Origin of the sequence: Streptomyces sp. NPDC018964, assembly GCF_044390325.1 — a bacterium.
Classification (GTDB): Bacteria; Actinomycetota; Actinomycetes; order Streptomycetales; family Streptomycetaceae; genus Streptomyces.
On record NZ_JBIRYZ010000005.1, the window covers coordinates 260,989 to 273,768 of the forward strand.

Genomic DNA, 12,780 nt, shown 5'->3' on the forward strand with positions numbered 1-12,780 from the left:
GGTCGTGCCCGGATGTGGTGCGGATACGTTGGACCCGGCACGCGAACGCGGCGGCCGGGCCCCGGAGGACGTCGGGACCGCGATCCCCCGGCATGATGTTGCCCGGCGGCCCGCACGCAGGCCGCGATGTTTGCCTGGCGAGCCGAAAGAGAGACATGAGCACGAAGGTCATGAAGGTCGAACGGCCTGCAGGAAGCGCGGTGTGACGCGATGCATATTGTCATCATGGGCTGCGGAAGGGTGGGTTCCGCCCTGGCCCAGAACCTGGAGGAGCAGGGGCACACCGTCGCCGTGATCGACCAGGACCCCACCGCCTTCCGCCGGCTGGGCTCCTCGTTCGGCGGCCGCCGGGTCACCGGCGTCGGTTTCGACCAGGACACCCTGCGCGAGGCGGGCATCGAGGAGGCGGGTGCCTTCGCCGCCGTCTCCAGCGGTGACAACTCCAACATCATCGCCGCGCGGGTGGCCCGGGAGATGTTCGGCATCGAGAACGTCGCCGCCCGCATCTACGACCCGCGCCGCGCGGAGGTCTACCAGCGCCTGGGCATCCCCACCGTGGCGACCGTGCGCTGGACGGCCGACCAGATGCTGCGCCGGCTGCTCCCCTCGGGCGCCGAGCCGCTGTGGCGCGACCCCACCGGCGGGGTCCAGCTCGCCGAGGTGCACACCTCCACGGCCTGGGTGGGACACAGGATCAGCAGGCTGCAGGACGAGACCGGCGTGCGGGTGGCCTTCCTGACCCGGCTCGGCGAGGCGATGCTGCCCAGCTCGCAGACGGTGTTGCAGGAGGGTGACCTGGTGCACGTGATGATGCGCACCGACGAGATCGACCGGGTCGAGGCGGCGTTCGCCAAGGGTCCCGAACAGGAGGGCGGTCACTGATGAGGGTCGCCATCGCCGGAGCCGGCGCCGTCGGCCGCTCGATCGCGGGCGAGCTGCTGGAGAACGGCCACGAGGTCCTGCTGATCGACAAGGCTCCGACCGCCATCTCGGTCGAGCGCGTGCCGCAGGCGGAGTGGCTGCTCGCCGACGCCTGCGAGATCACCTCCCTGGACGAGGCGGCGCTCCAGCGCTGCAACGTCGTCATCGCCGCGACCGGCGACGACAAGGTCAACCTGGTCGTCTCACTGCTCGCCAAGACCGAGTACGGCGTCCCGCGCGTCGTCGCCCGGGTGAACAACCCGAAGAACGAGTGGCTCTTCAACGAGTCCTGGGGCGTGGACGTCGCCGTCTCCACCCCGCGCCTGATGTCGGCCCTGGTGGAGGAGGCGGTGAGCGTCGGCGACCTGGTCCGGCTGCTGCGCTTCAGCCACGGCGACGCCAACCTGGTCGAGCTGACCCTGCCGGAGGAGTCGGCGCTGGCCGGCACGCAGGTCGGGGACGTCCAGTGGCCGCAGGACACCTCGCTGGTCACCATCATCCGCGGCACGCGCGTCCTGACGCCGACCCGGGAGGACTCCCTGGAGGCCGGCGACGAACTCCTCTTCGTGGCCGCCCAGGCGCGCGAGGAGCAGTTGGAGGACCTGCTCTCCGTACGCAGGGAGTCATGAGGAAGGGGGCGCCCGGAGAACTCCGGGCGCCCCCTTCTTCCGTACGGACTAGGGCTCGCGGCGGTGACGGCCGGCCGTCGTCGTCCCGCCGTTCTCCCGCGCGGCGGCGGCCTTGCGCTCCTCCTCCGCGCGTTCCTCCGCCTCCATCTCGGCGAACACGTCGATCGGCGGCGGCGCCTTCGCCAGGAACACCCACGTCAGGTACACGGCCAGCAGGAACGGCGGGATCTTCAGCGCGACCAGCACCCAGCCCAGCTGCGTGGTGTCCGCCCACCAGTACAGCGGGAACAGGATCGCGCTCTTGCCGAGCAGGATCAGTCCCCAGGCCCAACTGGCCTTGGTGTACGCCTTCTTCCGGCCGGGGTTGCGGGTGCGCCAGGAGAGGTTCTCCTTGAAGACGGGGCCCAGCATCAGACCGATCAGCGGGACGCCCGCCACCGCCGTGACGATGTACGCCAGGGCCAGGCCCAGCGTGTACAGCATGCCCGGCAGGTAGAAGTCCTTGGCGTTGCCGGTCATCATCGCGAAGACCACGCCGAAGGCGACGCCGAAGACGCCGCTGAAGGCGTGCTTGACGGTGTCCTTCATCGCCAGCCGGACCACGACCATCACCAGCGCCACGGCGAGCGCCGCGATCGCCGACATGTGCAGGTCCTTGTTGACCGTGTAGATGCTGACGAAGAGCAGCCCGGGGAGCACCGTCTCGATCATGCCCCGCACCCCGCCGAACGCTTCGAAGAGGGCGGCTTCGGTCACCGCCCGGGCGTCGTCCGCGGATGTGTCTTCGGTCGTCGGCTTGTCGAGTGACGTCACCGGCTACTCCCGTCCGAGGGGTCTCAGTTCGTATTTCGGATTGAACAGCACCCGGCGGCCCCGGCTCATCGAGATCCGGCCCGATGCGATCAGCCTGCGCCCCGGTTCTATGCCCACGATGGAGCGCCTGCCGAGCCACACCACGTCGAGCGCGGCGGAGCCGTCGAACAGCTCGGCCTCCAGGGCCGGAACCCCCGCGCGCGGCCTCAGCGTGACCGTGCGCAAGGTACCAGTAACCGTGACGATCTGCCGGTCGCGGCAGTCGCCTATCCGCGTGCAGCCGGCCGTCTCGGCGTCCTCACGCAGCTCCTCGGACTCCAGGTCCTCCTGGGACGAGGAGAGCCGGTCGAGCATGCGCCGGAACCGGCCTGCCGGCTTCTCCGGTCGAGGAACAGCACTCATGCTTGAAGCGTACCGGGGTGCACTGACGGTCACGTACCCCCTGCCGCCCCGGCCCGAACGGGCCGCTTCGCGGTACTCCGCGCGGGGACGCCCCTGACCTTCACTTCTCGAAGCGGTAGCCCATGCCCGGCTCGGTGATGAGGTGCTTCGGATGTGACGGATCCGCCTCCAGCTTCCGCCGCAGCTGCGCCATGTACACGCGCAGGTAGTTCGTCTCCGTCCCGTACGACGGCCCCCACACCTCCCGCAGCAGCTGCTTCTGCGCCACCAGCCGGCCTCCGGCCCGCACCAGCACCTCCAGCAGGTGCCACTCGGTGGGGGTCAGCCGTATGTCCTTGCCGCCGCGGTTGACCTTCTTCGCGGCCAGGTCGACGGTGAAGGCGGCGGTCTCCACCACCGTGTCGCCCCCGTCGCCCGCGGGCTCCGCGCGGCGTACGGCGGCCCGCAGCCGGGCCAGCAGTTCGTCCATGCCGAAGGGCTTGGTGACGTAGTCGTCGGCCCCCGCGTCCAGTGCCTGGACCTTCTCGTCGGAGGCGTGCCGGGCGGACAGCACCAGGACCGGCACCCGGGTCCAGCCGCGCAGCCCCCTGATCACCTCGACGCCGTCCATGTCGGGCAGGCCGAGGTCGAGGACGACGACGTCGGGATGGCGGGCGGCGGCCGTACGGAGGGCGCCGGCGCCGTCGTGGGCGGAGTCGACCTCGTACGAGCGTGCCCTGAGGTTGATCACGAGGGCGCGCACGATCGCCGGGTCGTCGTCGACCACCAGCACACGGGTCATGAGGGCTGCCTTTCGGGTTCTGCGGCCGTCGCGGTCCGCGGGTTCTCCGGGTGCGCCGCGGCGGCGCGCAGGGTGAGCGTCATGGTGAGGCCGCCGCCGGGGGTGTCCTCGGCGTTCAGGGTGCCACCCATGGCCTCGGCGAAGCCCCGGGCGACCGCCAGTCCGAGACCGACACCGGCTCCGCGCGGGGCGTCGCCGTGCCGCTGGAAGGGCTCGAAGATGTGGTCCTTGGCCTCGTCGGGGACGCCGGGGCCGCGGTCCACCACCCGCACCTCGACCCGGTCGGCGAGGGCGCTGGCGGCGACCAGGACGGGCCGGCCGGGGGGACTGTACTTGACGGCGTTCTCGATCACGTTGGCCATCGCCCGCTCCAGCAGCCCCGGGTCGACGGCGACCATGGGCAGGGCCTCGGGGATGTCCAGGGTCACGCTGCCCTCGGGCACCCCGCCGAGCGCCATCGGCACCACCTCGTCCAGGTCGATCCCGCGGATCAGAGGGGTGACCGTGCCGGTGTGCAGCCGGGACATGTCCAGCAGGTTGCCCACCAGGTGGTCCAGGCGGTCGGCGCCGTCCTCGATGCCCTCCAGCAGCTCGGCCCGGTCCTCGGGGGACCACTCGACGTCCTCGGAGCGCAGCGAGGAGACGGCGGCCTTGATCCCGGCCAGCGGGGTACGCAGGTCGTGGCTGACGGCGGCCAGCAGGGCGGTGCGGATGCGGTTGCCCTCGGCGAGGGCGAGGGCCCGGTCGGCCTGCTCGCGCAGCCGGCGGCGGTCCAGGACGACGGCGGCCTGCGCGGCGAAGGCGGCCAGCACCCTGCGGTCCTCGGCGGGCGGCACCCGGCCGGTCAGCGCCAGCGCCATGTGGTCGCCGACCGGCACCTCCACGTCCGCGTCCTCGGGCCGCTCGACCGGGCGTCCGCGCCCCACCCGGCCGGCGCAGGTCCACGGCTCGAGGTCGCCCGCGCGTTCGAGGAGGGCGGCGGACTCCATGCCGAAGGTCTCCCGGACCCGCTCCAGCAGGTCCTCCAGGCCCGTCTCGCCACGCAGCACGTTGCCGGCGAGGAAGGACAGGATCTCCGACTCGGCGCGCAGCCGGGCCGCCTGGTGGGTGCGGCGGGCCGCGAGGTCGACCACGGACGCCACCGCCGCGCCGACCGCGACGAAGATCACGATGGCGATGATGTTCTTGGGGTCGGCGACGGTCCAGCGGTGCAGGGGCGGGGTGTAGAAGTAGTTCAGCAGCAGTGAGCCGACCGCCGCGGAGGCCAGGGCCGGCCAGAGCCCGCCGAGCAGGGCCGCCGCCACCGTCAGGGCCAGGAACAGCAGCATGTCGTTGGCGAGTCCCAGGTCGACCGCGCTGAGCAGCAGCGCCACCGCCGCCGGTCCCGCCACCCCGACCGCCCAGCCCCAGGCCAGCCGGGAGCGCCCGAGCCGCGCGCCGCGGGCTCCGGGCAGCCCGCGGCCCTTGGCGACCTCCTCGTGGGTGACGATGTGCACGTCCAGGTCGGGTCCCGAGTCCCGGGCGACGGTCGCGCCGACGCCGGGGCCGAGGACGTACTGCCAGGCCGGGCGGCGCGAGGAACCGAGCACGATCTGGGTGGCGTTGGCCCCGCGCGCGAAGGCGAGCAGGTCGGCCGGTATGTCGTCGCCGACGACGTGGTGGAAGGTGCCGCCGAGGTCCTCCACCAGGGTGCGCTGTTCGACCAGTTCCCCGGGGGAGGCCGAGGTGAGCCCGTCGCTGCGGGAGATGTAGACGGCGAGCAGCTCGCCGCCCGCGCCCTTCTCCGCCAGCCGCGCGGCCCGCCTGAGCAGGGTGCGGCCCTCCGGACCGCCGGTCAGGCCGACGACGATCCGCTCGCGGGAGCCCCATATCGCCGAGACCTCGTGCTCGCTGCGGTAGCGCTGGAGGTGGGCGTCGACCCGGTCGGCCACCCACAGCAGCGCCAGTTCCCTGAGCGCGGTGAGGTTGCCGGGGCGGAAGTAGTTGGACAGGGCGGCGTCGACCTTGTCCGGCTGGTGGATGTTGCCGTGCGCCATGCGGCGGCGCAGCGCCTCGGGCGTCATGTCGACCAGCTCGATCTGGTCCGCCCGCCGCACCACCTCGTCCGGTACGGTCTCCCGCTCCCGTACGCCGGTGATCGACTCCACGACGTCGCCGAGCGACTCCAGGTGCTGGATGTTCACCGTGGAGAGGACGTCGATCCCGGCGGCGAGCAGCTCCTCCACGTCCTGCCAGCGCTTGGCGTTGCGCGAGCCGGGGGCGTTGGTGTGGGCGAGTTCGTCGACGAGGGCCACCCGGGGGCGGCGGGCGAGGACGGCGTCGAGGTCCATCTCCCTCAGGACGGTCCCGCGGTGCTCGACGTCCCGGTGCGGGATCCGCTCCAGTCCGTGCAGCAGCGCCTCGGTGCGGGGCCTGCCGTGCGGTTCGGCGAAGGCCACCACGCAGTCGGTGCCGCGTTCGGCACGGCGGTGGGCCTCGGAGAGCATCGCGTACGTCTTGCCGACGCCCGGTGCCGCACCGAGGTGGATCCGGAGGCTGCCACGTCCCATGACCTCATTGTCTTCCCCCGTGACGCCCGGCCGGGCGCGGGGCCCCCGTGGAGGTCAGTGCTCGGTGATCTCGCCGTCGCTCAGCTCCAGGACGCGGTCGGCGAGGCCGAGGAGGGTGGTGTCGTGGGTGGCGACGAGCGCGGTGACGTGCTCGCTGCGGACGACCGCGCGCAGCAGCTCCATCACGGCGTGCCCGGTCTCCGCGTCCAGCTGGCCGGTGGGCTCGTCGGCGATGAGGAGGGAGGGGCTGTTGGCGAGGGCACGGGCGACGGCGACCCGCTGCTGCTGGCCGCCGGAGAGTTCGCCGGGCCGCTGGGCGGCGTGGTCGGCGAGGCCGACGAGGGACAGCAGGAGGTCGACGCGCTCCTCGCGCTCGCGCGGGTCGGCGCGGCGCAGCCGCAGCGGGACGCCGACGTTCTCGGCGGCGGTGAGGACGGGGATGAGGCCGAAGGACTGGAAGACGAAGCCGACGTGGTCGCGGCGCAGGGCGAGCAGCCCGTTCTCGTCGAGGCCGGCGAGGTCGCGGCCGTCGACGTGGACCCGGCCCCGGTCGGGGGTGTCGAGGCCGCCGACGATGTTCAGGAGGGTGGTCTTGCCGGATCCGGAGCGGCCCTTGAGGGCGACCAGTTCGCCGCGCGGGACGTCGAAGGAGACGCCGCGCAGCGCGTGGACGGCGGCGGCTCCGGTGCCGTACGACTTGTGCACGTCCTCGACGCGCACCATGGCCTCGGTGACCACCTGACCCATCCGACCGCCCTCCCCCGTGGACCGGGCGCCAGTATCCCCGTTCGGCGCCCGGTCGTTCAACGGGCGGACCGGGTTGCCTCCGGCACCCGGGCGTGCGCGCGAGCGCCGTCGTGGGGAGGGGGCGGGGGTATCTCCCCGTTCGAGCGGAGCCGGGAGCGGGGGAGGCACCCGCCGGTGCCGGGCCGCGCGACCCGCCCCGGCCTGCCCCGGCCGCCTCCGCGCCGGCGGCGGCGTCGGCTCGCGGACAACGGGAAGGGCCGCGTCCCGGGCGGGACGCGGCCCTTCGACCCGCCGGAGAACCGGCTAGCGGACCTCGGTGATCTCCGGTCCGCGCTGGAGCTGGCCCATGCCGCCGGCGAAGCGGGAGCCTCCCTCCTCCTGCTGCACGTTCTCGGGGACCATCTGCGCGTCGTTCGGCAGCTTCAGGACGATCGGGTCGCGCGGGGCCATCGGGCCCTCGCCGCGCACCACGACCGTGTCCCGGAAGATCTGCTCGAGGAGCCCGGCGGCCTGCGGCTGCACCGCGCCCTGGCCCGAGATCACCCCGCGCAGGAACCAGCGGGGGCCGTCCACACCGACGAACCGCACGACCTGGAAGCCGCCGGTGCCGTCCGGCAGCTGCACCGGCACCTGGGCCCGCAGCTCCCAGCCCAGCGGGCCCTCGACCTCGTCGATGATGCCGCCCTGCTGGGTGATGCCGGCCGCGATCTCCTCGCGCACCTCGCCCCAGATGCCCTCCCGCTTGGGCGCGGCGAAGGCCTGCAGCTGGATGGCGCTGTCCCGCAGCACGACGGTGGCCGCGACGATCGCGTCGCCCGCGACCTCCACCCGCAGCTCCATGCCGTCGACACCGGGTACGAAGAGGCCGCCCAGATCGACCCGTCCCTCGCCGGGCGCGCTGATCTCGGTGCTGTCCCAGGGCCCGTCGGGCCGCGGCGCCGGCTCGAGCCTCAGCCGCTCGGCCTCCTCGCCCGCCTCAGCGTCGACACCGTCGACGACCTGCTCGGCCTCGCCGGCCGCACCGTCGGCGGCACCCTTCTTCTTGCGACGTCCGAACACGTCACTGTCCTTCCCGGTCGGATACGACCGAAGCGTATCGATTCCCACCCGCTGTACCGCCCGTGGCGGCCTGAACGTTTGTGCCGCTCTTACCTTCCACCGCGGCGTGACCGCCGGTGGACCCGAAGCCCCCCTCGGCCCGGGCCGAGGGGGGAAGCTCCGCGACCGACACGAAGCGGACCCTCTCGACCTGCTGGACGACCAGTTGGGCAATCCGGTCGAAGCGCTCGAACCGCACGGTCTCGCGCGGGTCGAGATTCACCACGATCACCTTGATCTCCCCACGGTACCCGGCATCAACCGTCCCCGGGGCATTCACCAGGGCGACGCCGCAGCGGGCGGCGAGACCGGATCGCGGGTGCACGAAGGCCGCGTACCCCTCGGGCAGCGCCACAGACACCCCCGTGGGCAGGACGGCCCGTTCGCCGGGGGCCAGTTCGCAAGCCTCGGTGGTCCGCAGATCGGCTCCCGCGTCCCCCGGGTGCCCGTACGCCGGAAGCGGTACGTCCGGATCGACGCGCCGGATCAGCACCTCGAGCGCGCCGGGGCGGGGTCCGCTCACGGGTTGACCTCGAAGGCGCGGACGCGGCGGACCTGGTCGGGGTCGCTCATCGCGGCCCGGATCTCCTCCTGGCGGCCGTGGTCGACGAAGTGGTCGACCTTCACCTCGACGAACAGGGCGTCGGCGCGGACCGCGACCGGCCCGTCGGGGCCGCCGACGCGTCCGGTGGCGGTGCAGTAGATCTTCCGGCCGGCCACCGCCGTCACCTCGGCCTGAAGCTGCAGCACGGTGCCTACCGGCACGGGCCGGACGAAGTCGGTCTCCAGCCTGCCGGTCACCGCGATCGTGCGCAGCAGCCAGTTCAGCGAGCCGAGCGCCTCGTCCAGGGCGGTGGCGAGGACCCCGCCGTGCGCGAGTCCCGGGGCGCCCTGGTGGGCGGGCCGCACGGTGAACTCGGCGGTGATCGACACGCCTTCGCCCGCACGGGCCTCGAGGTGCAGTCCGTGGGGCTGCTCGCCGCCACAGCCGAAACACTGGCCGTAGTGGGCGCCGAGGAGCTCGCCGGGTGCGGGAGCGTCGGGGTGACGCACCGGTGTCACGGCGTCGGCCGGAGGCTGAAGGGCTGCGGAAGTACCACTCACAGCCGCAGACCTTACCCGCGCGCGGGTCCCGGTCCGGCACCGTGCCAAGCTTGGATTCATGCAGCTCTCCGCCACCCCGTACGAAGAACGCCTCACCGCCCCCCGCTCCTGGTGGCTGATCTCCTTCCTGGTGGGGGTCTCGCTGGCACTGATCCTGCTGCCGTTCGGCACGCTGCCGATGCTCGGCGGCCTGGCCGGCGGCACCGCCGCGGCGGCGGTCGTGGTGAGCTCGTACGGCTCGGTGCGCATCCGGGTCGTGGGCGGCCACCTGATCGCGGGCGAGGCGAAGATCCCGGTGTCGGCGCTGGGCGAGGCGGAGGTCCTGGACGCCGACGAGGCCCGGGCCTGGCGGACCCACAAGGCCGACCCTCGCTGCTTCATGCTGCTGCGGGCGTACATCCCGGGCGCGCTGCGCGTGGACGTCACGGACCCGGCGGACCCGACTCCCTACGTCTTCCTGTCGACCCGCGAGCCCCAGCGGCTGGCACAGGCCCTCCAGACGGCCCGGAACACCACCGGCGCCGCGTAGGCGGGGGCGCGGGCCCCAGGGGCGCGGGGCTGTGCCGACATGCGGCTCCGCCGCGCGGGCGCAAAGGGGACGGCCCATAGGGGCGCGGGGAACTGCGCAAGGGGGTCTGGGGGCGAAGCCCCCAGGGACGGGAAGGGAAGGGGCGGCGGGGGCGAGAGAATCGTTCAGCCGCCCGAGCCGACGCGCGACCACGGGAACGCTCCCGCGGGACCACGGTCAAGCCGAGCGACCCCGGTCGCACAGGCGCCCGGCGGACGTGCGGGCCGAGGGGGCGGGCCGCCGCACAGAAGCGCGGCCGGAAACGGCCGGATCACGGCGCCCGGTGGCCACCGTCCTCGCCCACGTGACCGCCGAGTTCCTTGAGTGCGTCCTCGGGAAGGGCGTTCTCGGGGCGCTCCAGTGCGGGGAGGGCCGGCAGCGCGTCCCAGGGCACCTGGATCCCGCGCAGGTCGTCCCGGACGCGTGCGGCGAGCTTTCTGGTGTCCCTGCGGTTCATGGCGGCGCCCACGGCGGCCCCCACCAGGAACGGCATCAGGTTCGGCAGGTTGCGGACCGTGCGCTTCATGATCCGCTGGCGCAGTTCGCGCTTCATGCGGCTGTTGAGCGCCGCGCTCACGGTCGAGGGTCTGGTGGCCTCGATGCCGCGCTCCTCCGACCAGGAGCGGAGGTACACGGTGGTGCGCTGGGCGAGGGTGCCGGCCGGCCGTACGCCGTAGACCTCGTGGAGTTCGGCGATCAGCTTGAGTTCGATCGCGGCGACGCCGGTGATCTCGGCGGCCAGCTCCGCCGGCATCGCGGGCGGTACGGGCATCATGGCCGCCGCGCCGACTCCGGCCCCCACCGTCGCCGTGGCCTTCGCGGCGCCCGCCACGAGCTTGTCCGCGAGCTCCTCGGGGCCGAGGCCTGGGAACTGCCGGCGCAGCGTCCCGAGGTCGCGTACGGGCACCCGCGGGGCGATCTCGATGATCCGGTCCGCGAGGTGGGCCAGTCCCGCGCGGGCGCGGGCACCGCCCTTGCGGGCGCCTTCCAGGGCCTTCTCACGGATCACGGCGGCCCGCCGGTGCGCCACGGGCGCGGTGACCTCCAGGGGTGCCGGGAGGTCACTCGGGCCGCCTGCCGCTTCGAGCGAGGCCGCCCCGGTATCGGTTGGGCCCCGCTCTTGGTCACGCGTGTCGTGCCACGGGCCCTCCTGGGGCCCCGGGTCCGCTCCCCTGGCGAAGAAGCGGCGCTTCCGCGGAGGGGTCGAGCCAGTCACGGCCGACCCCGCCTCAGTCGCAGTCGCGGCAGATCGGCTGGCCGTTCTTCTCGCGGGCCAGCTGGCTGCGGTGGTGGACCAGGAAGCAGCTCATGCAGGTGAACTCGTCCTGCTGCTTGGGCAGGACCCGGACGGCCAGCTCCTCGTTCGAGAGGTCCGCTCCGGGCAGTTCCAGGCCCTCGGCGGCCTCGAACTCGTCGACGTCCACGGCCGAGGCCGACTTGTCGTTCCGCCGGGCCTTCAGCTCTTCGAGACTGTCCGAGTCGACGTCGTCGTCGGTCTTGCGTGGAGTGTCGTAGTCGGTTGCCATAGTCGCTCTCCCCCTCTGGGTGTATGCGGTGTCTCCAGCGCACGTAACGCGTGAGAGGCCGGACTTGTGCCCGACCTGAGGCGGAGATTTTGCCTCACATCAAGGTCTGTTACTCAATCGACACCCAACCGGACCCCTCATGAGTGATCGGGTTGGATGGCGATGGGGACCGTACACGGTCCGAATACCGCACTTCAAAAGCGCCTCACCGTGTACTTCCCGTGATCAGGCCCCCTGAAAACCGGGACTTTCCCGACTTCCACGGGGATACATGATCACGGAGAGTGGACATCCGGGGAATCGCCCTTGTGATCGATCACACACGGTCCGACCGGAGGGGTGCGCCGAAAATTCCGCCCGAAGCGAACACCCCGTTGTGTCGGCGGCATCATCTCAGATCGGCAGGGTGACACGCATCACGAGCCCGCCCCCCTCACGCGGTTGTGCGTAGATGTGCCCGCCGTGCGCCCGGGCGACCGACCGCACGATGGACAGACCGAGTCCGACGCCCTTGTCACTGCCCGTGCGCTCGGTGCGCAACCGCCGGAACGGCTCGAAGAGGTTGTCGATCTCGTACGCGGGTACCACCGGGCCCGTGTTCGACACCACCAGGACCGCCTGTCCGTGCTCCACCTGGGTGGTGACCTCGACCCAGCCCTCCTCGGGCACGTTGTACCGCACGGCGTTCTGCACCAGGTTCAGCGCGATCCGCTCCAGCAGTACGCCGTTGCCCTGGACCACCGCGGGCCGGCGTGCGCCGCGGATCTCCACGCCCTTGGCCTCCGCCTCGCCGTGCACCTGGTCGATCGCCTGGGTGGCGACCTCGGCGAGGTCCACGGGTTTGCGCTCGACGATCTGGTTGTCGCTGCGGGCGAGCAGCAGCAGGCCCTCCACGAGCTGCTCACTGCGCTCGTTGGTGGACAGCAGCGTCTTGCCCAGCTGCTGGAGCTCCACCGGGGCGTGGGGATCGGAGAGGTGCACCTCCAGCAGGGTGCGGTTGATCGCCAGCGGGGTGCGCAGCTCGTGCGAGGCGTTGCCCACGAAGCGCTGCTGGGCGGTGAACGCCCGCTGGAGCCGCTCCAGCATGTCGTCGAAGGTGTCGGCCAGCTCCTTCAGCTCGTCGTCCGGGCCGTCCAGCTCGATCCGGCGGGACAGGTCCGAGCCGGCCACCGCGCGGGCGGTGCGGGTGATCCGGCCCAGCGGCGACAGGACCCGGCCGGCCATGGCGTAGCCGAAGGCGAAGGCGATGACGGCGAGGCCCAGCAGGGCCAGCAGGGAGCGGCTGAGCAGGTTGTCCAGGGCGACCTGGCGCTGGTGGTCGATGCATTCGTTGATCCGGGCGTTGAACTCGGACAGCTCCAGGTTGCCGTTGGTGATACCCGGACAGTCGTTGCTGGAGACCCTCAGGCCGTCGAAGTCGACGATCTTGTACAGGGGCTGGCTGCCGGTGCGCAGGGCCTGGGCGGCGAGCAGGTAGATGATCGACAGCAGCAGGATGCCGGCGATCAGGAACATGCCGCCGTACAGCAGCGTGAGCCGTATGCGGATGGTGGGGCGCAGCCACGGCAGCGGAGTGGCCGAGCGGGGGTCCCAGGTGGGTTTGGGGGGTGCCGTGGGAGGCGCGGGGGTGGCGGCCATCGGT

Annotated in this window: 14 protein-coding genes; 3 read left to right on the top strand and 11 right to left on the bottom strand. The window is 72.4% G+C overall.

Going from position 1 to position 12,780, the window contains the following annotated elements:
- Window positions 1–210: 210 nt before the first annotated feature.
- Both ACH5AO_RS10905 and ACH5AO_RS10910 read left to right on the top strand, forming a co-directional pair.
- Window positions 211–882 (top strand): TrkA family potassium uptake protein, encoded by a 672-nt coding sequence (locus tag ACH5AO_RS10905; protein WP_217129031.1) that lies wholly within the window; start codon window positions 211–213, stop codon window positions 880–882.
- Window positions 882–1,550 carry a TrkA family potassium uptake protein gene (locus tag ACH5AO_RS10910; RefSeq protein WP_125503764.1) on the top strand — a complete coding sequence of 223 codons (669 nt, stop codon included), beginning with the start codon at window positions 882–884 and terminating at the stop codon, window positions 1,548–1,550. Before ACH5AO_RS10905 ends, ACH5AO_RS10910 begins: the two co-directional genes overlap by 1 nt.
- A gap of 48 nt (window positions 1,551–1,598) precedes the next feature.
- Here the strand turns inward: ACH5AO_RS10910 and ACH5AO_RS10915 are convergent, their stop codons facing one another.
- The 8 genes from ACH5AO_RS10915 to ACH5AO_RS10950 all read right to left on the bottom strand — a co-directional run bounded on the left by ACH5AO_RS10915 (window position 1,599) and on the right by ACH5AO_RS10950 (window position 9,044).
- Complete coding sequence (locus ACH5AO_RS10915; RefSeq protein WP_398923923.1) at window positions 1,599–2,363, bottom strand: DUF3159 domain-containing protein; 765 nt, start codon at window positions 2,361–2,363, stop codon at window positions 1,599–1,601.
- Between the two features lie 3 nt (window positions 2,364–2,366).
- Window positions 2,367–2,765: an OB-fold nucleic acid binding domain-containing protein gene (locus ACH5AO_RS10920; RefSeq protein ID WP_078661935.1), complete on the bottom strand. Its 399-nt coding sequence runs from the start codon at window positions 2,763–2,765 to the stop codon at window positions 2,367–2,369.
- Window positions 2,766–2,865: 100 nt separating this feature from the next.
- A complete protein-coding gene (locus tag ACH5AO_RS10925) occupies window positions 2,866–3,546 on the bottom strand; it encodes a response regulator (protein ID WP_398923924.1) in 681 nt (226 codons plus the stop codon).
- Complete coding sequence (locus ACH5AO_RS10930) at window positions 3,543–6,095, bottom strand: ATP-binding protein (RefSeq protein ID WP_398923925.1); 2,553 nt, start codon at window positions 6,093–6,095, stop codon at window positions 3,543–3,545. The genes ACH5AO_RS10925 and ACH5AO_RS10930 overlap by 4 nt, the downstream gene beginning before the upstream one ends.
- Before the next feature lie 54 nt (window positions 6,096–6,149).
- Complete coding sequence (locus ACH5AO_RS10935; protein ID WP_398923926.1) at window positions 6,150–6,842, bottom strand: ABC transporter ATP-binding protein; 693 nt, start codon at window positions 6,840–6,842, stop codon at window positions 6,150–6,152.
- A 303-nt stretch (window positions 6,843–7,145) separates the two neighbouring features.
- Window positions 7,146–7,901, bottom strand: a complete 756-nt coding sequence (locus ACH5AO_RS10940; RefSeq protein ID WP_398923927.1) for a DUF3710 domain-containing protein — start codon at window positions 7,899–7,901, stop codon at window positions 7,146–7,148.
- Window position 7,902: 1 nt separating this feature from the next.
- Window positions 7,903–8,463: a dUTP diphosphatase gene (gene dut / locus ACH5AO_RS10945; RefSeq protein WP_398923928.1), complete on the bottom strand. Its 561-nt coding sequence runs from the start codon at window positions 8,461–8,463 to the stop codon at window positions 7,903–7,905.
- On the bottom strand, window positions 8,460–9,044 hold the full coding sequence (locus ACH5AO_RS10950; protein WP_398923929.1) for a PaaI family thioesterase: 585 nt from the start codon (window positions 9,042–9,044) through the stop codon (window positions 8,460–8,462). Before ACH5AO_RS10950 ends, dut begins: the two co-directional genes overlap by 4 nt.
- A 58-nt stretch (window positions 9,045–9,102) precedes the next feature.
- Here ACH5AO_RS10950 and ACH5AO_RS10955 point away from each other — a divergent pair, with 58 nt between their 5' ends.
- Complete coding sequence (locus ACH5AO_RS10955) at window positions 9,103–9,573, top strand: DUF3093 domain-containing protein (RefSeq protein WP_398923930.1); 471 nt, start codon at window positions 9,103–9,105, stop codon at window positions 9,571–9,573.
- Between the two features lie 310 nt (window positions 9,574–9,883).
- Here the strand turns inward: ACH5AO_RS10955 and ACH5AO_RS10960 are convergent, their stop codons facing one another.
- From ACH5AO_RS10960 to ACH5AO_RS10970, 3 genes are all read right to left on the bottom strand, one after another.
- Window positions 9,884–10,828, bottom strand: coding sequence for a hypothetical protein (locus tag ACH5AO_RS10960; RefSeq protein WP_398923931.1), 945 nt, complete (start codon window positions 10,826–10,828; stop codon window positions 9,884–9,886).
- Between the two features lie 13 nt (window positions 10,829–10,841).
- Entirely contained in the window at window positions 10,842–11,138 is a 297-nt protein-coding gene (locus ACH5AO_RS10965) for a DUF4193 domain-containing protein (protein ID WP_003993510.1), read from the bottom strand.
- Between the two features lie 393 nt (window positions 11,139–11,531).
- On the bottom strand, window positions 11,532–12,776 hold the full coding sequence (locus ACH5AO_RS10970) for a sensor histidine kinase (protein ID WP_398923932.1): 1,245 nt from the start codon (window positions 12,774–12,776) through the stop codon (window positions 11,532–11,534).
- Between the last annotated feature and the right edge of the window lie 4 nt (window positions 12,777–12,780).

What these genes read in the sequence shown, in the direction of transcription:
- ACH5AO_RS10905 (WP_217129031.1), top strand. Translation starts at nt 211, where the DNA reads ATGCATATTGTCATCATGGGCTGCGGAAGGGTGGGTTCCGCCCTGGCC.
- ACH5AO_RS10910 (WP_125503764.1), top strand. Translation starts at nt 882, where the DNA reads ATGAGGGTCGCCATCGCCGGAGCCGGCGCCGTCGGCCGCTCGATCGCG.
- ACH5AO_RS10920 (WP_078661935.1), bottom strand. Translation starts at nt 2,765, where the DNA reads ATGAGTGCTGTTCCTCGACCGGAGAAGCCGGCAGGCCGGTTCCGGCGC.
- ACH5AO_RS10925 (WP_398923924.1), bottom strand. Translation starts at nt 3,546, where the DNA reads ATGACCCGTGTGCTGGTGGTCGACGACGACCCGGCGATCGTGCGCGCC.
- ACH5AO_RS10930 (WP_398923925.1), bottom strand. Translation starts at nt 6,095, where the DNA reads ATGGGACGTGGCAGCCTCCGGATCCACCTCGGTGCGGCACCGGGCGTC.
- ACH5AO_RS10935 (WP_398923926.1), bottom strand. Translation starts at nt 6,842, where the DNA reads ATGGGTCAGGTGGTCACCGAGGCCATGGTGCGCGTCGAGGACGTGCAC.
- ACH5AO_RS10955 (WP_398923930.1), top strand. Translation starts at nt 9,103, where the DNA reads ATGCAGCTCTCCGCCACCCCGTACGAAGAACGCCTCACCGCCCCCCGC.
- ACH5AO_RS10965 (WP_003993510.1), bottom strand. Translation starts at nt 11,138, where the DNA reads ATGGCAACCGACTACGACACTCCACGCAAGACCGACGACGACGTCGAC.
- ACH5AO_RS10970 (WP_398923932.1), bottom strand. Translation starts at nt 12,776, where the DNA reads ATGGCCGCCACCCCCGCGCCTCCCACGGCACCCCCCAAACCCACCTGG.